This is a genomic window from Kribbella ginsengisoli (genome assembly GCF_039537185.1).
In the GTDB taxonomy this organism is placed as follows: Bacteria; Actinomycetota; Actinomycetes; order Propionibacteriales; family Kribbellaceae; genus Kribbella; species Kribbella koreensis.
This window is the reverse complement of record NZ_BAABAA010000005.1, coordinates 135,835-160,008: the sequence shown is the minus strand read 5'-3', so window position 1 is coordinate 160,008 and position 24,174 is coordinate 135,835. Positions and strand designations below refer to the sequence as shown.

The window sequence follows — 24,174 nt, the reverse complement described above, 5'->3', positions numbered from 1 at the left end:
CTACAGCCATCTGAGACACAGCTATCGAGGAGCCGGTCCGGTGCTGTCGCGGATCACGAGCGAGGTGCGCAGGAGTTGCGCCGAGTTGACCGGCTGAGTGCCTTCGTCGATGGCACGCAAGAGCAGTGCGGTGGCCTGCCGGGCCATCTCGCGACTGGGGATCGCGACCGCGGTGAGCGCCGGATGCGTCAACGCCACCGGCGCCGTGTCATCGAACCCGATCACCGAGACATCGCCCGGTACCGACCGCCCGGACTCCTTCACCGCCTCGAGCACCCCGAGCGCGAGCAGATCGTGCGACGCGAAGATCGCCGTCAGCTCCGGGTCCGCCGCCAGCGCCGCCTGAGCCGCCGCGAACCCACCGGCCGGTGTCGGCTTCGTCGGCACGAACACGTGGTCGTCGCTCACCTTGTCGTGCCCAAATGCACGCCTGAGACCAGCCAGCCGTAGTTCATGCGTCGGCAGCTCGACCACCGCGGCGATGCGCCGATGCCCGAGGCTCCGCAGATGCTCACCGGCCAGGAACCCCGCGTGCTCGTAGTCGATCGTGACCACCGGCAGCGAGTCAGGGATCTGGGTCTCCCAGGCACACAACGCGATCGGGAACCGCGCGTCCGGAAGCAGCGCGAGCGGATCGGTCAGATCGCGATCGCCCGCGATGAGCAGTGCATCGACCAGCCGGCTCGACAGGCCGGCCAGTTGGCGCTTGGCGCGGTCGCCGTCGGCTCGCGTAGTACAGAGGACGAGGTGGTAGCCGTGCTGGTCCAGCACGTTCTCCACTTCCTCGACGATCTCGGAGTAGAACGGGCTGGCGACGGTCGGCACGATCAACCCGACGGTCATCGTCGAACCGGTCGCCAGCGAACGCGCCACCAGGTTCGGTTCGTACCCGAGGTCGGCGATCGCCGCCCGGACCCGCGCCTCGGTGTCCGGCCGGACGGCGGCGCGGCCGTTCACGACATTCGAGACGGTCTGCTTGGTGACGCCCGCCCGATTGGCCACGTCCTGCATCGTCACCACGGGCGACCCCAAAGTTGTTGGACCGGTCAACTACATCCCAGCAGTATTGGGCGGTCCTGACGCCACGTCAATCCCACCCGCTGCGCATCGAGGTCTTGTTTACCGGTCAAATGGATCCTATGGTGCAGCGATGTCGACACTTCAGAGAGTCTCCGTCGCGATCATGACCGCCGCCGCGCTCGCCGGCAGCGGCCTGCAGGCAGCCGCCACGCCACCTGTCCCGCCGGCGACCACGTACACGGTGTCGGTCGGGTCGAGCACAACGGCGTACCGGTTCCCCGATGACTCGCCGGCCAGTCCGTACATCGACAAGGACGGCACGTTCTACTTCCAGCAGTCGCACGCCCTGTACGAAGCGACCGCCTCCCGTCAGTGGAACTTCTACACGGGCAGCAACTTCGACACCGCCACCAAGTCGACCGCGATCAGCGGCGCGGTCAATCCGGCCGACAGCCGCGACAAGAACAGCGACACCACCTGGCGCTGCAACAACAGCCCGACCGGTCTCGAGTCGACGTACGTCAACGGCGGCGCGGGCTCGTACTCGCAACGCAACTACTGCGACCTGATCGGCACCTGGGTCGATCCGGACACCGGCAACTGGATCGGCCTGGTCCACAACGAGTTCACGCCGCAGCCGTTCGGCGACGGCCTGCACTACGACTCGATCGACTACGCCGTCTCGACCAACCAGGGCAAGGTCTGGACGATCAAGGGTCACGCGATCACCTCGCCGTACAGCATCAAGCGCGGCGACAACACCGCCTTCCCGCACGAGACCTACGACTACGGCGACGGCGACCAGCGGCTCTTCGTCGACACCGCGTCCGGCTACTTCTACGTGTACTACGGATCGCGCATCATCCCCAAGGCCGGCGAAGGCGGCAGCAACGGCGGACTCGCCCACGTCGCCCGGGCGCCGCTGTCGGGCAAGATGGCGACCGGGTCGTGGTCGAAGTGGTACGACGGAGCTTGGTCACAGCCCGGCGTCGGCGGACTCGAAAGCAACCTGGTCCCGGTGACGGCCGCCAATCAGAACGGCTACACGCCCACGGCTGACGACTACAGCCCTGCCAACACAGGCAACGTGGACGAGCAGGTCGCGGCCGGGCAACTGCCCGCCAAGTCGGATCTGTTCATCATGAACATCACCTACAACGCGTATCTGGGCCTGTATCTCGGTGAGCCCGAGGTCGTCTCGGGTGTTCAGACTCAACGCTTCTACGTCACCGACAACCTCGCGACCCAGAAGTGGTACCTGATCGGCGACTCGGGCAGCTACAAGTCAGGCTCCTGGTACCGCTGGTTCCTCGACCCGGTGAACAAGACGAGCTCGACCATCATCGGCCGCTCCTTCCGTTCGTACTGCTCGATCGCCTGCGCGGGGTCTGACGGTGAGTACGCCGATCTGGCGATCGACTCGACCACGCCGGCCGCGCCGCCACTCGACCCGGCCAAGACCTATCGAGTTGCCAACGGCAACGGTCGGGTGCTGGCTCAACTGTCTGGCGGTACTACGACGACGTCACTCGCCAGCGCGACCGGATCAGCCCTTGAGGCCTGGTCGTTCGCTCCCAACGGCGACGGCTCGTACCGGATCGCGAACGCGTCGACCGGCCGGCTGCTCGGCGTCGACCCGACCGGCGTCGCCGGCCGCGCTTGGGGCGCATCGTTGTCCGTCACTTCTCCTGGTGCGACCGGGCCGACGGTCGGGCAGCAGTGGTTCGTCGTACCCAACACCTCGTCGACCGGTGCGTTGAGCGGTGGGTATCGGCTCGTCAACCGGTACAGCGGGCTGGTGCTCGGGATGTCGTCGCAGCAAGGGCGGCTGACCGAGTCGACGCCGGTGCGGCACTGGACCAACAGCACGGGCGATGCCGTCGGCGGGTCGCGTACGGCGGCCGAGCAGGCGCTGACCATGACAGCGGTTGGTGTTGTGGCGGGGCTCAGCGGCGTACACGTTCTGAAGGCCAACGGTAAGGCGCTGGACGATCCGGACTGGTCCAAGACCGCTGGCACCCAGCTCATCACCTGGTCGCCGTCCGGGCAGCAGAACCAGAGCTGGAACTTTGCTCTCCAGGCGGACGGCACCTACACGATCACCAACGTCTACTCGCAGTTGTGCGCCGACGCCGAAGGTGGGTTCACCGCGGCCGGCACGAAGGTGATCCAGTGGACGTGCACCGGCCGACCCAACCAGCGCTGGATCGTCACGGAGGTCGCATCCGGCGCGTACCTGATCGTCAACGCGCACAGCGGGTTGCCGATGACCACTGCCTCCAGCACAGACGGCAGCAAGGTCACGCAGGAGCCCGCCACCGGCGCAGCCGGCCAGCAGTGGTCCGTCAGCTGACCATCCCGTCACAGCCCGCCCCGGCCCTCTCGGGGCGGGCTGTCTCTTTTTGACACCTCCCGCCAGGCAAGCCGCCGCTACCATCAGCGATGTCCTGTTCTCGCCTGTCTGGAGCCCTCAAATGATCTTCATCACCGCGAAATTCAAGGTCCTCCCCGAACACGCCGACACCTGGCCCACCATCACCGCCCCCTTCACCGAAGCCACCCGCGCCGAACCAGGCAACCTCTGGTTCGACTGGTCCCGCAGCCTCGACGACCCCACCGAATACGTCCTGGTCGAAGCCTTCGCCGACGACGAAGCCGCCGGCGCCCACGTGAACTCCGCCCACTTCAAATCCGCCCAGTCCGACCTCCCACCCCACCTCGCCGAAACCCCCCGCATCGTCAACTTCAAACTCGACCAATCCAACTGGTCCGACCTAGCCGAACTAGCCGTCAACCGCTGACCTGTGGTTCCGGCCTGAGACGGCCAGGGACCAGCTACTCGCACGCGACGCCGTCACCGTCCCGGTCGAGTTTCCTCGAGTAGCCGGGTTCGCCTGCGTGGATCGGGGCCTTGCCGGCGGCTCGGACTTCGGAGCAGTTGGCGTAATAGGCGGATTCTGTTGTTTTGGTGGGGGTTGGCCTGGGTTTTGGTTTGGGCCTGGTGGTGAGGCGGACTGTTGGCTTCTTGGTCGGTTTGTGGGTTGTGACTCTCGGCTTCGGCTTGAGGGTTGGTACTGCGGTGGCAGTCGGCTTCTTGGGCGGGATCGATGCCAGTGGGGCCGGCTTGGCGGCGGGTGTGGTGGTGATGGTTGTGGTGACCGTGGTTTGGGATGCGGCGCGGTTTTCGGTGGTGGTGGCGCCGCAGGCGGTGGTCAGGGCGGTGGCTGCGATGAGGCCTGTCAGGGCTTTCAGGGCAGGGTGGAATCTGGTCATTGCTCCCCCAACCCGTCCTCGGTTCCCCCCGGGACGGGATCGTTGTCGCTCGGGCCCCCTCGGTCCGAGCGACCCCATGCCTACCAGTCGTTCATCACACTCCGCGACGGGTGAACGGCCATTACTGGTGAGTCGTCCCTGTTTCGTTACCTAGCGCGATCACGGCTCCGGTACTACGACAGTGTTCTGCGCGGCCGCGATCCGCCATACCCCGTCGTCCTTGGCCAGGAAGTACACAGGACTGCCGGTATCAACGGGCAGCTCGCTGGTGGAGCCCGGTCGGAGGGCGTACTTCTGGTTGACGTTGACGACCGCGATATCGGGCCGGACGAAGAGCAGGTGGTCGGGCGTGTAGGTCGCGTAGGACTCCACGGTCGCGCCGGGCAGTACGCGTCGGGTGAATTCGGCAATGGTGTCGCGGCCATACAGACGCTTGCCGTGCCCGGTCACCCACAACGCATCCTCACGAAACAAAGCAAGAAACGCATCTGCATCTTCTTTGCTCTGCGCCTCCTCAACAGTCGCCACCAGGGCAAGAATCGCGTCGACGTCGGCCTGGCTGGGGATCTGTCCGGTGATGTCCATGCCCGACATCGTCGTAGTTGAAGCTAACTTGAGGTCAAGGACCGGAAGGACTTGACGATCTGGCCGAGATCCTCGTCGGCGACCTCGGGATAGTCGGTCAGGCGGGTGTGGACGGCGTGCGCGATCGGGAGGTCGGCGGCTGCGGTGGCCAGGGCGACGTCCTTGGCGGCTAGGCGGACGGGGAAGTAGGCGTCTGTGGTGAAGGCGCGGCCGGCCAGGCCCGCGAGGGGTGAGGTGGAGAGGGCGGCTTTGACCTGGGCTTCGGGGAGGCCTAGGGAGTCGGCTAGAGCCATGGCTTCGGCTACTACCGCTACTCCGTTGATGACGGCGTTGATGAGGACGAGTTTCAGGGCGGCGCCGGTGCCGACATCACCGGTGCGGTTGACGGTGCCGAAGAGTTCGAGCAGAGGTAGTACGGGGTCTGCGTCGCCGCCGACCATCAGGAGGAGTTCGCCGCTCGCCGCTCGGTCGACGCTGCCCATGACCGGGGCGTCGATCAGCTGGACGTCGTGCGGGAGGAGGCCGGCCAGTTCGCCGACGACCTCCGGGCCGATCGTGGACGCGTCGATCAGCACGGTGCCTGGCTTCAGCGAGCTCGCGAAGGCTCCCACGACCTCGCGAACCGCCGGCGGATCCGCCAGCATCGTGATCACCACATCGGCATCCCGCACCGCCTCGGCCGGCGAGTCCACCACCTTCACCTCAGAAGCGCCCGCGCCGGAACCGACGGCTGCTCCGGCGAAGGCGAGGGCTCGGGTGGTGGTGCGGTTCCAGACGGTCAGCGGATAGCCGGCGGCCAGGACGCGGCGGGCCATCGGGGCGCCCATCGAGCCGAGGCCGAGGAAAGCGATCTTCGTGTTCTTGTCCATGCCCCAAACCTAACCACCGGCAACCAATGTGAGTAGCGAATGTCTAGCATGGAACCCATGCCGATCCAGCATGACTTCTCCACCCCGCTGCTCCGGGTCTTCGTCGCCGTCGCCGCCCGTGGATCGTTCACCGCGGCCGCCCCGGTCCTCGGCTACACCCAGTCCGCGGTCTCCCGGCAGATCTCAACCCTCGAAGACGAAGCCGGTACGACGCTGTTCGACCGCCTCCCCCGAGGCGTCCGACTCACCGAGCCCGGCCGCCGCCTGCTCCCCCACGCCCAAGCCGTCCTCGACCGCCTCGACGCGGCCCGCCAGGAACTCACCGACCTGAGCGAACTGTCCACCGGCCGACTCCGGGTAGCAGCCTTCGCCACCGCCGACGCCGCGCTCATCCCGCAAGCCATCGCCACCTTCCAGCGCCGCTACCCCGACGTCCGGATCACCCTCCGCGAAGGCTTCACCTCCGGCCTCCTCGAACTCCTCGGCGCCGGCGAAGCCGACGTCGCCGTCGTCAGCTACCCGACGGTCCAGCACCTCGACGGCTTCGACCTCCGCAAACTGCGAGACGATTTCATGTACGTCGCTCTGCCACCGGCTCACCGCCTCGCCCGCCGCCGCCAGGTCCGCCTCACCGACCTGCAGGACGAGCAGTGGATAGCAGGCAGCTCCCGCCCCGAGGACACCCTGATCGCCGCCTGCCTCCGCACCGGCTTCCAGCCTCACATCGGCTTCGTCGCCCGCGACTGGATGGCCAAACAAGGTTTCGTTGCCGCAGGCACCGGAATCACCCTGGTCCCGTCCCTGGCCGCCGAAGCAGTCCGCCCCGACATCAAGCTGGTCCGCATCCACCCCGACGACATGCCACCCCGCCAGATCTACACCGCCACCATCAACGGATTAACGCCGTCCCCGGCAACACGCGCCTTCCTCGACGTCCTGCACAGCTGACCGCTCCGACCGACTCGCCAGGCGTGGACCCAGGGCAGGGGTGGGGGCGCCGGGGCGCGGCCGGGCGAGCTGGGGGCTGACGAGCCGCGTGCACTTGCTGGCTGGCGACCGCCGGGGCGGCGTACGCTCGGGGCGTGGCTGGTACTTGGGGTGGGCGGTGAGGTTGCTCGAGTGGCTCCGGGCCAAGGATGCGGGGTTGTCTGCTACCCGGCGGGCTGGGCGGGCCGCGGTGGTGATGCCTTCGGCGTTCGCGTTCAGTTACCTGGTGCTGGACAATCCGGTGATCGCGATCTTCGCGTCGTTCGGGTCGATGTCGACCGTACTGTTCGTCGACTTCAGTGGGAGCAAGCTCGAGCGGATCCAGGCCCAGCTGAGCCTGATCGTCGCCGGCCTGGTCCTGATCTCGATCGGTACCGTTGCCTCAGGCTCCGCGGGAGGCGCCGCCCTGGCGACCCTGATCGTTGCCTTCGTCATCTTGTTCGTCGGCGTCATCAGCTCAGTGCTCGCCAGCGCCACCACCGCCCTCCTGGCCAGCTTCATCCTCCCCGTCAGCCTCCCCGGCGGCATGACCACGCTCCCCGACCGCCTCATCGGCTGGCTGCTGGCAGGCGCCGCCTCCCTCATCGCCATCACCTTCCTCTGGCCGGCCCCCACGCGAGAACCCCTCCGTGGCCCCACCGCCCACGCCTGCACCCTCCTCGCCAGACGCCTCCAAGCCGGCCTCGCCTGTCTCCGCAACCCAGCCGACACCGAGAGCAAAGCCGCCCTCATCTACGAAGCCGGCGAAGCCTCCGCCGCAGTAGCCGAACTCCGCAAGACCTTCTTCGGTACGCCGTACCGCCCCACCGGCCTCTCAACCTCCGCCCGAACCCTGGTCCGGGTCGTAGACGAAGTCATCTGGCTCAACTCCGTCCTAGAGCCCCACCCCCGCATGCCCGCCCCCGGCCCCGCCGCCCCCTACCTGATCGCCGTCTACGAAGCCGCCGCCGACCTCCTCGACCGAGCCGCCAACGTCCTCGACAACGACGACGGCAACCTCACCGGCTTCGAGGAGACCCTCGGCCGACTCCACGAGGCACGACTCGCCCTGGAACAAGCCGTCACCGAACTACCGCCGTCACCAGGCAGAGACGACAGCATGGTGAAGGCCTTCGTGAGCGCGCTCGAACCAACCTTCCGGGCCCAGGAGATGAGCTTCGCCGTAGCAGCCATCGCGGAGAACATCGAGCTAGCAGTAGCCGCCCGCGGCCGCAGCTGGTGGGGTCACCTCCTCGGCCGCGGCCCCATCGGCCCCGGTTCACCCCTGTCATCTGTCAAGGAACGTGCAGGCGCCCACCTAGAGCTCCACTCCGTCTGGCTCCACAACAGCATCCGTGGAGCGGTAGGCCTCGCTCTAGCCGTCCTGATCGCGGACCTCACCGGCGTACAGCACTCCTTCTGGGTAGTGTTCGGCACCCTCGCCGTACTGCGCTCCAACGCCTTGAGCACCGGCCAGAACGCCCTCCGCGGTCTAGCCGGCACGGTGGCCGGCATCATCATCGGCGGCGCCGTAGTACTGGCCATCGGCTCCAACACCACCGTCGCCTGGTTCCTCCTGCCGATAGCAGTACTGCTCGCAGGACTAGCCCCTGCAGCGTTCTCCTTCGCAGCAGGCCAGGCCGCGTTCACCGGCGTACTGCTGATCCTGTTCGACATCATCTCCCCGGCGGGCTGGGAGATCGGGCTAGTACGCATCGAGGACGTAGCCATCGGCTCAGCGGTGAGCCTGCTCGTCGGACTCCTCCTCTGGCCGCGCGGAGCAACAGCTGCTCTGCAGCAGGCGCTCGCCGAGGGGTACTCCGACAGCGCCCACTACCTGCGCCAGGCGATCGCCTATGCGGTGAGCCGCTGCGATGCGCGAACCCCGCCGGCCGCAGTACCGGATGAAGCGTCCCGCAAGGCTGCGAATGCCGCACGCCGGCTGGACGACGCCTTCCGGACGTACCTGGCCGAGCGGGGCGGCAAGCAGCTCCCCCTGGCCAATGTGGCGACGCTGGTCTCCGGGGTAGCGGTACTGCGCATCACTGTCGACGCCATCCTCGAGCTGTGGAGTCGCGGCGACTCCCCCACGGGCGACCGCACAGCAGCCCGGATGGAGCTGATCGACTCCACCGGTGTGCTCGTGGACTGGTACCAGGAGACCGCTCTCGCACTGGCCGGAGCAGGCGAGGTGCCGACACCGATCGAGCGCGACGGCGACGCGGAGGAGCGGCTGGTCAGCGCAGTACAAACAGACCTCACCGCAGACGACGGTAGCTGGACCGCGACCGCAGTACGGATGCTCTGGACGGCTGATCACCTCGACGGATTGCGCCGTCTGCAACGCGCCCTCGAGGTCTGACCCTGTTGTTGCGCAGGGCAATTGACACCCACCGGTCAGCGCGTTAACGTCCGACGGAATATCAGGTAACTTTCCTAACAGTTCGGATCAGGAGCTGTGCGAATGCCTCGAATCCGCCCCGCCAAAGCCCTCGCCGCCACCGCCGCCATCGCCCTCGCGACCGCCGCCTGCACCGGTACTCCGGACGCCCCCAAGGCGAGCGACGACGCCACCAAGGACACCACGATCATCTTCTGGTACGGCTGGAGCGCCCCGAGCGAGGTGGCCGCGATCGAGGCCGACGTGAAGGCATTCGAGGCCGCGCATCCGAACATCCACGTCAAGGCTGTCGGCAACATCAATGACGACAAGATCAAGCAGGCACTGCGGGCCGGCGGGCCGAACGCCCCGGATGTGGTGTCGTCGTTCAGCTCGGCCAACGTCGGCGCGTTCTGCAAGTCCAACGTGCTCACGGATCTGAAGCCGTTCCTCGACAAGTCGGGCATCGACCTGGACAAGACCTTCCCGAAGGCGATCCAGGACTACACCCAGTACCAGGGCAAGCGATGCACGCTGCCGCTGCTCGCGGACACGTACGGCCTGCACTACAACAAGGATGCGTTCAGGGCCGCGGGGATCACCGCGCCGCCGAAGACGTTCTCGGAGTTCGAGGCGGTCGCGAAGAAGCTGACCAAGCCGACTGCCGACGGCTACACCCAGCTCGGCTTCATGCCGAACTTCCACGGCTACACGTCGACGCTGCTGCTCTACGGCTACCAGTTCGGTCTGAAGTACTTCGACGACCAGGGCAAGGCGAACGCGTCGCGCGATCCCCGGTTCACCCAGCTGTTCACGACCCAGAAGAAGCTCGTCGACGAGCTCGGCGGCTACGCGAAGCTGGAGAAGTACCGGACCACCTTCGGCGACCAGTACGGCGCGAAGAACCCGCTGCACACCGGCCAGGTCGCGATGAGCTTCGACGGCGAGTGGCGGGCCGGGATGGCGAAGGAGGCCGGGATCAAGTTCGACCTCGGCGTCGCCCCGATGCCGGTCCCCGACGACCAGGCCGACACCTACGGACGTGGCGGCCTGTCGGGCACGATCGTGGGAATCGCCAGCACCAGCCAGAAGCAGAACGCGGCCTGGGAACTGGTCAAGTTCATCACCACCGACACCGACGCGGTCGTCAACTTCGCCAACGCGATCCACAACGTCCCGTCGACCCTGGATGCGCTGAAGTCGCCGAAGTTCGCCACCGACCCAGCCATGTCGGTCTTCCTCGATGTCGCCCAGAACAAGGACAGCATCAGCCCGCCGGCCACCCCGAACGGCGACGCCTACCTCCTCACCCTGCAAGACGTCGGCTACCGCTACGAATCCGGCACCATCAAAGATCTGCCCGCCGCCCTCAAGAAGGCCGACGAGCAGATCGACAAGGACATCGCCCAGACCAGGTGAAGGGTTGATTTAGTCAGAGACTCGTACCATATTGGTGCGCAGGGGGTGGCTGACATGAGTACTGCGGTGCAGGTCCTCGCCGTCGTGATCGGCGTGATCCTGGTATCGGTCTGGGCGATGGAGCTGTGGTTCTACAAGAACCGCCGGCTCTACTTCATGTTCCTGATCAAGCCGGCCGACTACGACGGTGTCCGGCTGTGGCGGATCTGCATCGCGTACTACAACCTGACGACGGCGGCCGCGCTCTTCATCGGCACGTACCTGCTGCACACGAGTCATCCGGATGCCGGGCAGGCGCTGATCCTGTTCACCGCGTGCCAGCATGTCTTCCTTGCGGTCGTCATGCTGGTCACGCAGCCGAAGCTCTGGCTCAACTCCGTGATGGAGGCTGTGCCGAACCTCGTCCTCCTCGTCGTCGCTGCGACGACCTGACGGGCTCAGCGGCGACGGCGGCCCCACTTGGCGGCAGCGCCGACGCCGGCCAGATGGAGGGCCATGCAGAGCAGGCCGGCCATCAGCAGGGTCTGCGGGGTGAAGGCATCGCTGACGGACGCGTCGGCCCAGTCGAGGATGAGTGCGAGTCCGAAGATCACTGCGGCGATAATGGCGAACATGGTGTTTCTCCTGTCGATACTTCGGGCGGGGAAAGACCCAGGTACCCGTCGCAAACCCTCCACTAACGGACCCTTGGGTATCGCTTCGATCAACACTCGTGGGATACCGGTCAGAGGCTCCCAGCTCAAGCTCCGGTACGCCGAGATCGCGCGCGCCTTCGAGGCATCGACGACACACGTCGTCAACTTCCAGGAGGTACTGACCTACTACCACCTGCGCCGGCTCGCGGCCGGCCTGCCGTCGTTTCGAGCCGCCTACCGCCCGTCGCTCGCCGGGCCGGCCGGTGGGGTCGTGACGTTCTCGCGACTGCCGGTGGAGTCCACGCGATATCGGCGGTTGCCGGCGCCTCGGAGTACGGAACGGTCGTTGCGCTGGCGGGGATTCCTGAAGGGCGCGTTGGTGACTGAAGTCGCCGGCGTATCCGTGGTGAACGTGCACCTGCTCGCCAACACCGACGGCACCTGGTCGGCGTCGAACAGGTTTCATCCGATCCATCGCGCTCAACTGACCGCGCTCGCGCAGCTCGTCGCCGGGCTTCCGCAGCCCTGCGTCGTGACGGGCGACTTCAACATCCCGCGCCACAAGCCTTTGGTACAAGAGTTTCTGGCCACCACGCAGCTCACCGACGTGTTCGGCGGCGAGTGCCCGCCGACGTTCCAGCAGGCCTATCTGCCGGCCGGGATGCAGTCGCAGTGCATCGACTTCATCCTGACCACAGGGTTGACGACCGAGTCGGCCGAGGTGGTGTTCGAGGAGGAGTCGCCGTCACTCGGCTACCTCTCCGACCACCTCGGCCTGCAGGCTCGGCTCAGCCGACCGGCTTCCAAGGACCGCTAGGCGCGGCGCTCGGCGGCTGGTTGTTGTTGAACCACTTGGCCTCGTACAGCTGGCCCTCGTACAGCGCGCGGTCGCCGGTCCGGAACACCCGCGACGCCGTCCAGATCGTCGTACCGTCCTCGGTCATGGCCAGCTCTTCCCAGGCACCGTACGGCGCGCCCGGCTTCTGGTTCTTGCTCGCCCAGGACGCCAGGTAGATCTTGCCGTCGAGGCTGACCCTGGTGCCTGCCTTGTACGAAGCACTGGGGCTCCAGACCGGCGGCAGGTTCACCGTGGCTGAGACAGCGCCGGTAGCCGCGTCGAGCGAGTCACTGCCGGAGTACGAGACGGTGAGCGGGTGCGTGCCGGGTGAGAGACCCACTGGCAGCGGGAAGCTCGCAGTACCGGCATTGAGAGTCGCGGTGCCACGTACCTTGTCGCCCTCGCGCAGTTCGACCGTGCCGGTGACCGGTAGGTCATCAGCGGTCACCTTGACAGTCACCTTGGCCGCAGTACCCCAGTCCACCGGAGCAGACGTCGCAGTGACAGTCGCCTCACCCTTGACGGTCCGGAATACCGCAGGCTGCGCTACCGCAGTACCGGCGTCTGCACTGACCGCCGAGACGATCCACCCGTACGACGTCGCCGGTGCGAGACCCGACCAGGTCACCGAGGCCGTGCCGTTGGCCACTACGTCATCCGACCCGATCTCGGCAGTCGGTACGTACGCAGCGAGCGAGTCCGTCGAGAAGGACGTCTTGCGCGTCGTCAGGTCGACCGGCAGCGTGAGGTTGTCCTCGGCGCCGTTGTAGCGCGGCTTGGTCTGGCTGCCGTCCTGGCGTACGTCGTACTCGGTCGCCCCGAAATTGCCGAGGAACGGCGAGTACGTGTCGATGTGCAGCTCGGCCCGCTTGATGTCGAACTGCAGCAGCCGCAGGAAGCTCGCGCCGAACTGCAGCCGGTCCGTCGCCTTGTGGTCCGGCTTGCCGTCACCATTGACGTCGATGTTGCCCGCGGCATCGACCAGCTTCGGCCACAGCTCACCGGCCGGGACTGTGTAGAACTGGTAGTCCGCGAGCAGCTCGACGACGTCGTGCGCGACCGTGACGCCGACCTTCGTCTTCAGGTTGGTGCCGACGCCGTGCTCGTGACCGGCCAGCACCAGGAAGACGTTGGGGTTGCTCTCGACGACCTGCTTGTACAGCGGCGACCCGTCCGGTGCGGAGAAGTCGGCGCCGCGGCCGTCGGGGTTCGGTGACGGCTTGAGGTAGTCGTGGGACAGCAGGATGCCGTTGCGATCCTTGTAGCGCTTGAAGATCGAGTCGGCCCACTTGGCCTCGTCGGGCGTCACGCCGTACGAGAGGCCGACGGCGACGAAGTCCAGTCCGCCGGCGGAGTACAGGACGTAGTTGTTCTGGTTGTCCTTGCCCGGCGTGATGCTGCCGTCGGGGTTCACCCTCTCGTCCCACGCGTGGTACTCGGTACCGGCCGGCCAGGTCTTGGCCAGCGCGTTGTACCGGTCGGCGCTGAACATCTTGCTGAACCGCGAGTCCGGTCCGGTCTCGGCACCCAGCTGGTTGTCGTGGTTGCCGGCGATGACCTGGTTGACCACGCCGTTGTCGTCCAGGATCTTCTGGTAGCTCGACGCCGCGGCAAGCTCTTTGTCGACTTCCGCGTTGAGACCGGGCCGCTGCAGCGAGCCGTCCGGGTTCTTGGCCAGCGGGTCGTAGTAGTCGTTCTCGATGATGTCGCCGGTGTGCGCGGCGTACGCGATCTTGCGGCCGGCCTGGTTGTCCGCGATCCACTGCGTCTCGTTGCGGTACGCCGCCGCCCAGATCGCCTGCTCCTCGGCTGTCTCGACATCCGACGCCTCGCTCTGCCCGTCCCAGTCGTCGTACGTTCCACCGGCGGCACCCTCGGTCAGGTATTGGGTGTCGGTGAAGTGCGCGATCGAGAAGTCATAGGTCGACGGGTCCTCGAAGTGGTCCTTGTCGTTCTGCGCCGAGGCATCCCGGGGCGACAGGTCATCGGCGAAGGGGTCCTCGCCAGTGATCAGCACATGCGCCACGTTGCCGTCGCGGTACTGATCGTCCAACTGCGCAGTCAGTACCGTGCTCTGGCCGGTCTTGCCTCGGGAACTGGTCAGCGCGACCCACTTCTGTGTCGCCTTGTCCCAGACGCGGAGTGCCGCGACGCGGGCCGGGTCGATCGTGCCCTCCCATCTGATGGTGGGGATCTGTGCGGTGGTACCGAGGTTGAGGTCGTAGCGCTGGAAGACCACGTCCCGCGCGGACTGCGTGTCGATCGTCTTGCCGTCGAGCGGCTTGAGCGAGTCGACCTGCACCGATCCGTCGTGGGTGATGTCGAGCGTGGTCGGTACCGCGCTGGCGATGCCTTGGTACCCGCTGGACGGCAGTACGACATCCGCCTTGGTGAAGGTCGCCTTGAGCGCCACCCCGTCTTCGCCGGGGATCTTGGCAGCGAGGGTCGCAGACGGCGCTTTGCGGCCGGCGATCGTCGCCTTCAGATCGGTCGGTACGTCCGGGATGCTCGCGCTGGTGAAGTGCACCTGCCTCGTCGCCGTGTTGCCGAGCGAGTCGGTCGCGGTGACCGCGATCGTGTGCGCACCGGCGGGCAGCCCGTGGCCGATCTGGTCGCCTTGCTTGACCGCCTTGCCGTCGAGGGTGATGGCCGGCGTACCGACGATTGCCGAAGCGTCCTTGACCTTGACGGTGAGCGCGACGGTCGAGGTCAGCTTCTGGCCCTCGGCCGGAACACTGCTGTCGATCTCCGGCGCGGTGTTGTCGACGGAGAAGCGGCGGGTCGAGGTCTTGTCGCCGACGACGGCCTCGAGCGTGTGGGCGCCGTCCGCGATCGTCTTGGTGTCGACGTCGGCGCGCAGGCCTCGCGCTGACGCCGAGGTGCCGTCGGCGGCCGTCACGTCGAAGAGGATCGCCTTGTCCAGCACGGAGTTGAAGCTGTTGCCGCAGGTGCCGTCGCCGATGTAGATGGTGACCGGGGTGCCGGCCGGGTAGCTCGCCGAGCCGATCGTGACGGTGGTACCGGCGGTCTGCTTGGTCAGCTGGGTCGCCTTGATCGCTGGTGCCTGAAGGTCCAGGTCTCTGATCGTGAAGTCGTCGTAGTTGTCGCAGCCGCCGGCGTTGGCGCTGCCGTGGTCGCTGCCGGCGACGAACTCGATCGTGTTGACGCCCGGCACGAGCCACTCGTTCGGGAAGGCGAGGTCGGCGGTCTCCTTCTCCCAGATGCCGAGCTTGAGCGGGATGCCGTTGATCAGCACGAGGTTGTCGTAGCCGTTGTCGGAACCGTTGCCGCCGATGAACAGCTTCAGGTGCGCGTCGCCACCACTGCCCAGCGTCTCGATCGTGCGCGTCGTCGGCGCATCGGCGATCGTGAAGTGGAACTCGGCCTCCTTGTTCGGGCCGCAAGTGCCATCGCCCAGCGCGAGCGATGCGTCCGTGGTCGGCGTCTTGGTGACCGTCGATCCGGTCGTGGTGACCAGGTACGTCGTACCGGCGGCGACCGTGCCCGCGGTGCTCAGCGCGAGCGCTGCGGAGGTACGGGTGAGCTTGAAGTCGTCGTGGTTCGCACAGGTCGCGCCGGCCGATGTGCCGTTGTAGTCGCCGGTCTTGACCTGGACCGTGTTGTCGCCGGGCTTGAGGAAGCGCTGCGGGAGCTTGAGACTGATCGCTTCTGCGCCATTGACGCCGTAGTCGCCACCGAGGTCGACACGGTTGCCGTTGACCAGCAGATAGTTGTGGTACTTCGCTTCGGCGGAGTTGCCGGCCTCGATCGTGAGGTTGAGGGTTGCAGTCCCCTGGGCCAGGGTCTCCGCGTTCTGGGCCGGCTGGTCGTCGATCGCCAGCGACTCGACCTGGTCCTGGCCGCCGTTCGGGAGGGCGGCGATGATCGGCTGGGTGCTCTTGAGCAGCGCGCCGTCGGCCGGGGTCAGCTCGGCGGCGCCGGCCGGGGAGTTGTTGACCTCGATGCTGACGGTCTGAGCCTTGCCCGACTTGCTGGTCGCCGTGACGGTATGGGTGCCGTTGGCAAGCGTCGTGGTGTCGAGATCCTTGCTCAGGCCGGCTGTGCTGCCCGGTTCCCCGGAGAGTACGAAGGTGAGGTCCTGGGTGAGGAGGTGCTTCGAGCTGCCGCAGGTACCGTCGCCGAAGCTGTAGCTGAACGCGTTCTGCTCGCCGTCGATGACCACGCCGAGCAGGCTCAGGCTGAGGCTCGTCAACGGGAAGTCGTCGTAGTTGGGGCAGCGCGCGCCTTCACCGTTCGGCAGTACTTCGTACCCGACCGCGGCGGTGTTCGTCGTGTCGACCCAGTTCGCGCCGGCGTGGACGGTGACCGTGTTGACGCCGGTCTTCAGCCAGTCGCCTGGCAGGTCGAGCGTGCCTGCGCGACCGCCGGGGATGTCGGGGAAGAAGATGCGGTCGGCGTCGGAGGTGTGGCCGTTGACGGTGATGTAGTTGTGGTACCGGGCCTCGGTACCGTTGCCGCCCATGTCGAAGCTGAGGTGCGCCGTGCCGGCTGTCTTGTCGGCGTCGAGCAAGGTGTCGTCGATGGTGAGCGCGTCGACCGAGTCGTTCTCGGTGGCCGGCTCGGCCTGGACCTTGACCGTGCCTTCCAGCGTTTGGCCGGCGCGCAGATTGAGAGTCGGGGCGGTAGTACTGGGTGGCGCGTCCTCGGCACCTGCGGTGGACGGGACGATCGCGGCACCGGAGCCGGCTATCAGCGCTGTCGCTGCCAGTGCGATCAGGACACGTGTTCGCCGGCCTGGGCGCAGTCGGGGTGTCATGTTTGTTCGGTGTCTCCTTCAGAGGACAGCGGTGAGGTGGAGAGCAGCTAGGACGGTCATGCCTAGTCCGGCGATCGTTAGGCCGGCGGCGGCTAGTACGGGGGCTACGCGGGTGGCGAGGCGTAGTACTGACTGGGTCTGGGCGCCGCGGACGACGACGGTGCTGCCGGCGATGGCGAGCAGCCCTACGCCGAAGAGCACAACGGCCATACCGACGCCGAAGGTGATCACGAGCAGCAGCGCGAAGCCGGCCCGCCCGATGAACAACCCAGCCACCAACACGAGAAACGCCGCAGGGGAAGGGGTGAGGCCGCCGGAGATCCCCAACATCAGCAGCCCTGGTCGCTTTGCTTCCCCCTGCCCATGCCCATGGCCGTGCCCGTGACCGTGTCCATGTCCGTGGGTCGCGGATCGGAAGTGGCGGCGTGCCAGGTACAGCCCAGTGGCGGCAACCAAGATCCCGGCGATCAACTGCAGGGTTGTCGTGAGCTGCTGCATCTGCACCACATCGGCCAGCGACAGAAAGGTCCAGGCCAAGGCAATGACCAACACAGAAACCGTGTGCATCACAGCCACCGACCCGCCCAGCCAGGCAGCGTCCTTGACCTTTCCCTGGGAGCCGACAAGATAGGCGGCCGCAAGACTCTTCCCATGCCCCGGCATCACCGCATGCCCAGCCCCCGCCAGAAACGCCAGCCCAAACGCAACCGGCGGCACCCCAGGCGAGTTAACAAAGCTCTGCAACTGATCAGACATCGCCAGCGCAATCACACAGCCACCTCCTGCCGCTGCGCACGTACTCGTCGTATTACGACCAGACCTACTGCTGCGACGAGTACTACTCCTCCGACCACCACCGAAAGCTGGATCGCCGCACTCCGCCCGGCACGCTTTTGTGTGACTGCCGTTCCGCTACCGAACGACCAGTCGTAGGTGTCTTTGTCGGTGGAGTAGACCGTGCGGTCGCCGTTGGGGCCGGTGGCCAGGGTTCGGTAGGCGGGGTTGAGGTCGGTCAGCATGCGGACGGTGATGTCGGCCTTCGCGATCGGCTCCGGACAGGTGAACGCGACGGCGACGCCGGTCTTGGCCAGTTCCTTCGGCGGCTCGACGACCCCGGCGCACTCGTGCCCGTTGGCGCGTACCTTGATCTGCCGCAACAAGTAGGCACTGAACTTCGCCGACGGACCGACCGCCATCGCATCCGCCGGCTCGAAGAAGGCGGCTCCATCGAGCATCACCCGGCTCTGCGGCAGTACCCCGAGCGCGACACCGAGCAGCGTCAGATCGTCAAGCCCGCCGACCTTCCAGCGCACCCGGACCACATCGGCCCGCCCCGAATCGAGGCTGATCGCAACGGTCTGCGGATCCCCGAACGGATGCGCCTGGGCCGGCGCAGCTGTGACACCCGCTCCCAACCCAACCGCGGCAAGCACGCCAACGACGGCGAGCGTACGCAGTACCGGCTGGCGCACGTGCCGCCCGCCCGGCTCCCGCCGGACCAGCCGGCCCCGCGCCGGCAGCCGGACTGGGCGCAGCAAATGAAGCACCAACGCCCCCACCCCTCAGCCCCGAGCGCGTCGATCAACGCAACCCCCGGACTTTCCCGCCGCAGCGAAAACACCAATGCGTCTCTTGGTGATCACCAAGAGACGCATTGGTGAACGATTAACAGCAAGCTTCTAGCGATGGTGAGCAACAAACCCCGAAGGGTGACGGCCTCGCGGCCGAACGAGCGGCGACCTCAGAGGCTGAAGGCGATCGACCGCACGATCAGCGCCGCCACGAACACGATCGTGAACGCCAGATCGAACGCGATCCCGCCCGCGCGCACCGGCCGCACGCGACGCCGTACCGGCTCGAGCACCGGCTCCGTCCAGGCGTGCGTCAACGTCCGCGCCTTCACGGCCCAGGCCGGCCCGCGACCGACCACACCGCCCCAGTCCAGCAACATCCGGGCAATCAGTACCAGCAGAAACGCTGACAACGCGTACCCGACAAGGGCTCCAAGCAAGCTCATGACCAACTCCTTTGTTCCATCCTGCCAGGAACAACGAAGCAGCCAACCCTGAAATGTCCCCCATTCAGACTTCTTAGCTGACTATCAGTTACAGCCCGAAGACCCGTTGGGCGTTGCCGCCGAGGAACAGGTCGGTCGCTTCCTCGTCGAGCTGGAGGCTTGCGAGGTCCTGCAACGCCTTGGCCGGGCTGATCATCGGGTAGTTCGAGCCGAAGAGGACCTTGCGGCGGCCGTGGGCGCGCAGGTACTCGACCAGCGCGGGCGGGTAGCGCTTCGTGGTGTACGCCGAGGTGTCGATGAAGACGTTCTCGTGCTTGGTGGCGACCGCGATCGCCTCGTCCGTCCACGGGTAGCCGATGTGGCCGCCGACGATCTTCAACTCCGGGAAGTCGAGCGCGACCTGGTCGAGGTAGATCGGGCGGCCGACCTCGGACGGCATCAGCGGACCGGTGTGGCCGATCTGGGTACAGAACGGGACATCAGCTTCGCAACAGGCGACGTACACCGGATAGAACCTGCGATCCGTCGGCGGCACCTCCCACAGCCACGGCAGCACCCGGATCCCCTTGAACCCAAGCTCTTCCACGCACCTGCGGATCTCCCTGACCGCCTCCATCGGCTTCCTGATGTCGACCGACCCGACCCCCACCAACCGACCGGCCGCCTGCTCGACAAACCCGGCAACCTCATCGTTGGAGATCATCACGTTCCCCGGCGCAACCCAGGCCGAGATCAGCGACTTGTCAATCGCGGCCTCGTCCATCGCCTCAACCGTCGTGCTGACCGGCTGCTCCTCCAGCGGAATCCCCGGCTGCCACCGCCGCAACGAATCCAGCATCGGATCAGCCAAGTGCCTGGTCGTCGAATGCTGTGCCCAAGCGTCGATGATCACTTTCTACTCCTGGTTCTCCAGCGCGATGGTGGTCAGCAGGGTGTTGAACTTCTCGGCTTCTTCGAACGGCATGAAGTGGGCCGAGTTCTCGAACCAGTGCAGTTGTTTGGACGGTGCTTCGATCGCCTCGAAGTACTCGACCGCCTGCTCGGCGGGGGTGACCTGGTCGTACCGGCCGACGACGAGGTGGACGGGGATCTCGAACCGGCGATTGGTCTGCAGCAGGTCGGTCTCGAAGGTCTCCGGCATCAGGTGCCGGAACGAGAACTCCTGGGCGATGTCCCGGAGCGTACCGAAGTACTCCCGCAGCAGGGCCGGCTCGATCCGCGCGAACAACGCCTCATGACTGCCGTTCACCGTGCCGCCGAAGTACTGGACCCAAGCACGATGGACGACCGCGTTGGCGAACGTCGGTCCTCCGTCGGCAGCCGACTGCTGCATCTCTTGGAGAGCGCTGACGGCCTCGTCGTGCTGCTGCTCGGTCGCCTTCCGCAAAGCGAACTCGTACGCCGTCCGCGCCGCACGCCGCCCGGACACCAACTGGCCGGCCCCGACGTACGCGTGCACCTTCTCCGGGTACTCGCCAGCGATCATCGCGCCAAGCAACGTCCCCCACGAGTGCGCAACCAGGTAAACCTTCTTCTGCCCGAACTCCCCGGTCAGCACCTCAATCAACTCGACCGCGTCGGCAACAAACTGCCGCAACGTCATCGACTCAGCCGGAATCCCAGCGTCGTACGACCGCCCCGCGCCCCGCTGATCCCAATGCGCCACCAGAAAGTGCCGCTCCAGCTCACAGTTGTACGCCGCAAACAACGGCATCTCAGCCAACCCCGGCCCACCATGCAGCACAAGCAACAACGGATTGCCCGAGTCATCCCCCCGCACAGAAACCTCCTGCCCAAACCCCCCAAGCACCACCCGCCGCCGAAACTCCACTCCCTCAGCCACCCACCGACTCTAACCGCGCACCAGCGCACCAAAGGCCCCCACGCACCCGACGCCGCTCGCTCCTACGTCGCGCGCTTCGCGAAAGCGTCCGCGCCGGCCGTGCTTCGTAGACACCAACGGGTGGGTGGTTGCCGACCCGCGAACTCCGCCGAGGAGTAGACCGAGGACGGCCCTACCCCCGTACTCCCGCCCCGGCCCACCAGCTCACAACCGCCAGGCAGACTGGCCCCATGACCGACCTCCCCGCTGGCCTCCTGCAACTCCTCCACCAGCCGAGCCCCTGCTTCATCGCCACCACCCTCCCCGACGGCTCCCCTCACCTGACCCAAACTTGGGTCGACACCGACGGCGAACACATCCTCATCAACACCGTCCAGGGCTACCAAAAGCTCCGCAACATCGAGCGCGACCCCCGAGTAGCAGTCACCGTCTCCGACCCAGACGACACCGCCCGCTACTACTCCGTCCGCGGCCGCGTAACCCACACCACGACGGACGGCGGCGCCGAAAGCATCGAGAAGCTCTCCCAGAAGTACGAGGGAGTCCCCTACTCCTGGCACGGCGGCCGAACCCAGACCCGGGTGATCCTCACGATCACCGTCGACAAGGTCATCCACGCCCCCTGGAGCTGATTCCTGTCGACGACGGATCCAATGTGGGGATGAGTTCCTACGCAGGACGGTGGGATCGTTGCCGCGTCGTCCGTTATCCGCACGCGTACCGAGGGTGGATGACTGTTGGCGAGGAGTGAGCGACTCGGCGAGTGGACCAGACGCAAGCTTCCAACGGTCGCTCGGAGCCGGACGGTTGCGAGGCGGATGCTCGGCAACTGGAGTCTGGTTGTGAGGGGGATGACAGGTGTTGACGCAAGACGAAGGCCCGGACCAATGGTCCGGGCCTTCTTTGGTAGCGGGGGCAGGATTTGAACCTGCGACCTCTGGGTTATGAGCCCAGCGAGCTACCGAGCTGCTCCACCCCGCGCCGCTGTCTTACGAGTACAAGTCTAGGTCATGGCTGTTGAGGGTCCAAATCGGGGTGCCGGTCTGCAGGCGGGCCGCGACCTTGGCGGGTGGTGCCGTGAGGGTCGGCTTGGGCAGGTCGGGAATGACAAAGGCCCTTCGGATGAGTTGCCTCGTCCGAAGGGCCTTCTTTGGTAGCGGGGGCAGGATTTGAACCTGCGACCTCTGGGTTATGAGCCCAGCGAGCTACCGAGCTGCTCCACCCCGCGCCGCCTTGCTGTGTTCAGATTAGGGGATCTGGGCTGAGAGTCCAAATCGGGGGCGGGGAAGGAAAAGGTGTGTCGTGGACGGTGGGGTGCGGCGTAGCGTTTCGGTATGAGCAATGGGGTGGTTCGGGAGTTCCAGAGTGGGGATCTGGGGGCGGCTGCGCGGTTGCTGGCTGAGCGGCAAGGCCGGCATCGGGTCCGGCATCCGTTGTTGCCGGCGGAGTATGAGGATCCGAAGGTTGCGCTGGTCGAGGTAACTGCCGCTTGGGAGACCGAGGGTGCGTCGGGAGCCGTGCTGGTGGAGGGCGGGGAGGTCACCGGATATTTGCTGGGGGCCCCTAAGAGTTCGCCGGTATGGGGCGAGAACGTTTGGGTGGAGCGGGCGGGGCATGCGGTAAGGGAACCCGAGAAGGTTCGGGATCTCTACGCTGTCGCGGCAACGAAGTGGGTGGCGGAGGGGAAGACGGCGCAGTACGCGTTGGTGCCTGATGATCCAGAGTTGGTGGATGCCTGGTTCCGGTTGGGGTTTGGCGGGCAGCACGCGCATGCGGTGATGCCTGCACCGAGCGAGCCGTTGCCCGCGCGGCCGGGGGTGATGGTGCGGCGAGCTGGGCGTGGGGATATCCAGGTGCTGGCTGAGCTGGATCTTGTGTTGCCGCGGCATCAGGGGTTGGCGCCGACGTTCAGTTCCGGGGAGATGCCGACGCTCGAGGAGGCGCTTGCGGACTGGGAGGAGTCGATCGACGACCAGGACTACGCCACCTTTGTTGCTGAGAGCAACGGGAAGGTGATCGGGTCGTCGATCGGGTGCTCGTTGGAGAAGTCGAGCGCGCACAGTGGGCTGGCGCAGCCTGACAACGCAGGTTTCCTTGCCTATGCGGCAGTGTTCCCGGAGGCTCGTGGCGCGGGGGCCGGGAGGGCACTTGGCGAGGCAGTGATCAACTGGGCTGCGGGAGTCGGCTACACCTCAGTGGTGACGGACTGGCGGGTGACGAATCTGCTCTCATCCAGGGCCTGGCCGCGGCTCGGATTCGTGCAGACATTCCATCGTCTGCATCGGCTGATCGGGCACTGATCAAGCCATCGTTTGCATCGCGCAACGACAGCTGCCTAATCAAACGCTCTGTACACAAGGGCTTACGGTGAGCTATTGCCAATCGCTGATTGCGCATGCTTGCATTCCCCCAGTAATCGTTCCTAAGGATCGTTTCCTTAAAGGGGGGAATCCGATGCCACGTCCGTCTTTGCTTGCCCGCCTCCTAGCATGTGTGTTGATGCTGGCGGGGGCCCTCACGATCATCCAGCCCGCGAACGCCGCCGTCCCGGACCGCAAGGCCTGGGTGCTGTGGAACCAGACCGCGAGCACCGTCATCCCGACCGGCACCTGGCCTGCGCCCAGCAGCGTCATCCCGGTGGCCTTCGGCCGGTACCAACTCAAGTTCCCCGGACAGGGTGCGCCCGGTGGGGTCGTGCACGTCACGGCGATCAACAACGCGCCGCACTGGTGCCAGGCCGAGAACTGGTTCCAGTCCGGGCCGGACGAGATCGTCAACATCCGCTGCTACCGCGCCGGCGGTGCGCTCGACGTGACGAGCTTCAGCGCGTTCTTCGTCAGTGCGTCCGGCGGCCCGGCGCCAGGTCTGTTCGGGTACGTCGATTCGCAACCGAACGGCGCACTCGTCAGCACGTACAACTCCGCCGGTGCTCCGAATACCTCGACGCCGCTCGGTGTCGGGCAATGGCAGGTGAAGTTCCCCGGACTGGTGGCCGGCGGGACCCTCGACGGCAGTCTGCAAGCCACTGCCGTCAACCCGCAGCAAGGCGCGCGCTGCAAGGTCCGCGTCTGGAGCTCCAGCGGTGCGGGTCAGGACGTGAGGGTGCTCTGCTTCGACGCCGGCGGCGCCTTGCTGAACACGCGGTTCACGCTCACCTACCAGTACAAGGCCTCGCTGTACGGAGCTGCCGTCCCGCCGAAGTACTTCGGCTTCTTCCTCAACCAGCCGCCGGCCGGGCCGCCGAGCACCAACATGAACTCGGTCCTCGGGCTCGGTGCGAACACGATCCTGCCGGCTGGTGTCGGATTGTCGATGGTCACCTTCCCGAAGATCGCCTTCACCCAGAACACGGTCCAGGTGACGGCGTACGGGTCCAACTCGAACTTCTGCGGGTTGAACACGTTCTGGACCAACAGCACCTCGGGTCCGGACCTGATCGTGCGGGACGTCAACTGCTTCACCAACGCCGGAGCACTGGTGAACACCGGCTTCACGGTCAGCGCGAACTCGATCCTGTGAGCTGACAACAGCCGCTGACGCGAGGGCTGTGGG

At 66.3% G+C, this 24,174-nt stretch carries 21 protein-coding genes and 2 tRNA genes; 10 read left to right on the top strand and 13 right to left on the bottom strand.

The window, feature by feature from the left end; translation table 11 throughout:
• Positions 1–21: 21 nt before the first annotated feature.
• Entirely contained in the window at positions 22–1,002 is a 981-nt protein-coding gene (locus tag ABD768_RS19505; RefSeq protein WP_344842480.1) for a LacI family DNA-binding transcriptional regulator, read from the bottom strand.
• Positions 1,003–1,150: 148 nt separating this feature from the next.
• On the opposite strand from ABD768_RS19505, the gene ABD768_RS19500 reads away from it, so the two are divergent.
• Positions 1,151–3,373, top strand: a complete 2,223-nt coding sequence (locus ABD768_RS19500) for an RICIN domain-containing protein (RefSeq protein ID WP_344842477.1) — start codon at positions 1,151–1,153, stop codon at positions 3,371–3,373.
• A 121-nt stretch (positions 3,374–3,494) separates the two neighbouring features.
• A complete protein-coding gene (locus ABD768_RS19495) occupies positions 3,495–3,821 on the top strand; it encodes a putative quinol monooxygenase (protein WP_344842475.1) in 327 nt (108 codons plus the stop codon).
• A gap of 34 nt (positions 3,822–3,855) precedes the next feature.
• Here the strand turns inward: ABD768_RS19495 and ABD768_RS19490 are convergent, their stop codons facing one another.
• From ABD768_RS19490 to ABD768_RS19480, 3 genes are all read right to left on the bottom strand, one after another.
• Positions 3,856–4,293 (bottom strand): excalibur calcium-binding domain-containing protein, encoded by a 438-nt coding sequence (locus tag ABD768_RS19490; RefSeq protein ID WP_344842473.1) that lies wholly within the window; start codon positions 4,291–4,293, stop codon positions 3,856–3,858.
• Positions 4,294–4,452: 159 nt separating this feature from the next.
• Positions 4,453–4,878 carry an SgcJ/EcaC family oxidoreductase gene (locus tag ABD768_RS19485; protein WP_343964350.1) on the bottom strand — a complete coding sequence of 142 codons (426 nt, stop codon included), beginning with the start codon at positions 4,876–4,878 and terminating at the stop codon, positions 4,453–4,455.
• Positions 4,879–4,901: 23 nt separating this feature from the next.
• Positions 4,902–5,747, bottom strand: coding sequence for an NAD(P)-dependent oxidoreductase (locus ABD768_RS19480; RefSeq protein WP_344842469.1), 846 nt, complete (start codon positions 5,745–5,747; stop codon positions 4,902–4,904).
• A 57-nt stretch (positions 5,748–5,804) separates the two neighbouring features.
• On the opposite strand from ABD768_RS19480, the gene ABD768_RS19475 reads away from it, so the two are divergent.
• The 4 genes from ABD768_RS19475 (at position 5,805) to ABD768_RS19460 (ending at position 10,944) form a co-directional block, all read left to right on the top strand.
• Entirely contained in the window at positions 5,805–6,695 is an 891-nt protein-coding gene (locus ABD768_RS19475) for a LysR family transcriptional regulator (protein ID WP_344842468.1), read from the top strand.
• 157 nt (positions 6,696–6,852) lie between these two features.
• Positions 6,853–9,075 carry an FUSC family protein gene (locus ABD768_RS19470; protein ID WP_344842466.1) on the top strand — a complete coding sequence of 741 codons (2,223 nt, stop codon included), beginning with the start codon at positions 6,853–6,855 and terminating at the stop codon, positions 9,073–9,075.
• Positions 9,076–9,177: 102 nt separating this feature from the next.
• Entirely contained in the window at positions 9,178–10,512 is a 1,335-nt protein-coding gene (locus tag ABD768_RS19465) for an ABC transporter substrate-binding protein (RefSeq protein WP_344842464.1), read from the top strand.
• A gap of 54 nt (positions 10,513–10,566) precedes the next feature.
• On the top strand, positions 10,567–10,944 hold the full coding sequence (locus tag ABD768_RS19460) for a DUF1304 family protein (RefSeq protein WP_343964340.1): 378 nt from the start codon (positions 10,567–10,569) through the stop codon (positions 10,942–10,944).
• Between the two features lie 5 nt (positions 10,945–10,949).
• Here the strand turns inward: ABD768_RS19460 and ABD768_RS19455 are convergent, their stop codons facing one another.
• Complete coding sequence (locus tag ABD768_RS19455) at positions 10,950–11,126, bottom strand: hypothetical protein (RefSeq protein ID WP_343964338.1); 177 nt, start codon at positions 11,124–11,126, stop codon at positions 10,950–10,952.
• A gap of 73 nt (positions 11,127–11,199) precedes the next feature.
• Between ABD768_RS19455 and ABD768_RS19450 the strand changes: the two genes are divergently transcribed.
• Positions 11,200–11,964, top strand: coding sequence for an endonuclease/exonuclease/phosphatase family protein (locus ABD768_RS19450; protein WP_344842461.1), 765 nt, complete (start codon positions 11,200–11,202; stop codon positions 11,962–11,964).
• Here ABD768_RS19450 and ABD768_RS19445 read toward each other — a convergent pair.
• The 6 genes from ABD768_RS19445 to ABD768_RS19420 all read right to left on the bottom strand — a co-directional run bounded on the left by ABD768_RS19445 (position 11,936) and on the right by ABD768_RS19420 (position 20,559).
• The gene (locus ABD768_RS19445; RefSeq protein ID WP_344842459.1) at positions 11,936–16,762 is read right to left on the bottom strand and encodes an Ig-like domain repeat protein; all 4,827 of its coding nucleotides are present in this window, start codon (positions 16,760–16,762) and stop codon (positions 11,936–11,938) included. The two genes, ABD768_RS19450 and ABD768_RS19445, sit on opposite strands and share 29 nt — an antisense overlap.
• An 18-nt stretch (positions 16,763–16,780) precedes the next feature.
• Positions 16,781–17,533 carry a cobalt transporter gene (locus ABD768_RS19440; protein ID WP_344842457.1) on the bottom strand — a complete coding sequence of 251 codons (753 nt, stop codon included), beginning with the start codon at positions 17,531–17,533 and terminating at the stop codon, positions 16,781–16,783.
• Entirely contained in the window at positions 17,530–18,312 is a 783-nt protein-coding gene (locus tag ABD768_RS19435) for a hypothetical protein (protein WP_344842454.1), read from the bottom strand. Before ABD768_RS19435 ends, ABD768_RS19440 begins: the two co-directional genes overlap by 4 nt.
• A 191-nt stretch (positions 18,313–18,503) precedes the next feature.
• Positions 18,504–18,779, bottom strand: coding sequence for a YggT family protein (locus ABD768_RS19430; protein ID WP_343964328.1), 276 nt, complete (start codon positions 18,777–18,779; stop codon positions 18,504–18,506).
• Between the two features lie 88 nt (positions 18,780–18,867).
• A complete protein-coding gene (locus ABD768_RS19425) occupies positions 18,868–19,671 on the bottom strand; it encodes an amidohydrolase family protein (RefSeq protein ID WP_344842450.1) in 804 nt (267 codons plus the stop codon).
• A gap of 3 nt (positions 19,672–19,674) precedes the next feature.
• The gene (locus ABD768_RS19420) at positions 19,675–20,559 is read right to left on the bottom strand and encodes an alpha/beta fold hydrolase (protein WP_344842447.1); all 885 of its coding nucleotides are present in this window, start codon (positions 20,557–20,559) and stop codon (positions 19,675–19,677) included.
• Positions 20,560–20,852: 293 nt separating this feature from the next.
• Here ABD768_RS19420 and ABD768_RS19415 point away from each other — a divergent pair, with 293 nt between their 5' ends.
• The gene (locus ABD768_RS19415; RefSeq protein WP_344842445.1) at positions 20,853–21,254 is read left to right on the top strand and encodes a PPOX class F420-dependent oxidoreductase; all 402 of its coding nucleotides are present in this window, start codon (positions 20,853–20,855) and stop codon (positions 21,252–21,254) included.
• A 272-nt stretch (positions 21,255–21,526) separates the two neighbouring features.
• Here the strand turns inward: ABD768_RS19415 and ABD768_RS19410 are convergent.
• Positions 21,527–21,603: transfer RNA gene (locus ABD768_RS19410), tRNA-Met, on the bottom strand.
• A 170-nt stretch (positions 21,604–21,773) separates the two neighbouring features.
• A tRNA-Met gene (locus tag ABD768_RS19405) sits at positions 21,774–21,850 on the bottom strand.
• A gap of 106 nt (positions 21,851–21,956) precedes the next feature.
• Between ABD768_RS19405 and ABD768_RS19400 the strand changes: the two genes are divergently transcribed.
• Positions 21,957–22,922, top strand: a complete 966-nt coding sequence (locus ABD768_RS19400) for a GNAT family N-acetyltransferase (protein WP_344842443.1) — start codon at positions 21,957–21,959, stop codon at positions 22,920–22,922.
• Positions 22,923–23,121: 199 nt separating this feature from the next.
• Positions 23,122–24,141 (top strand): hypothetical protein, encoded by a 1,020-nt coding sequence (locus ABD768_RS19395; protein WP_344842440.1) that lies wholly within the window; start codon positions 23,122–23,124, stop codon positions 24,139–24,141.
• The last annotated feature ends 33 nt before the right edge of the window (positions 24,142–24,174 follow it).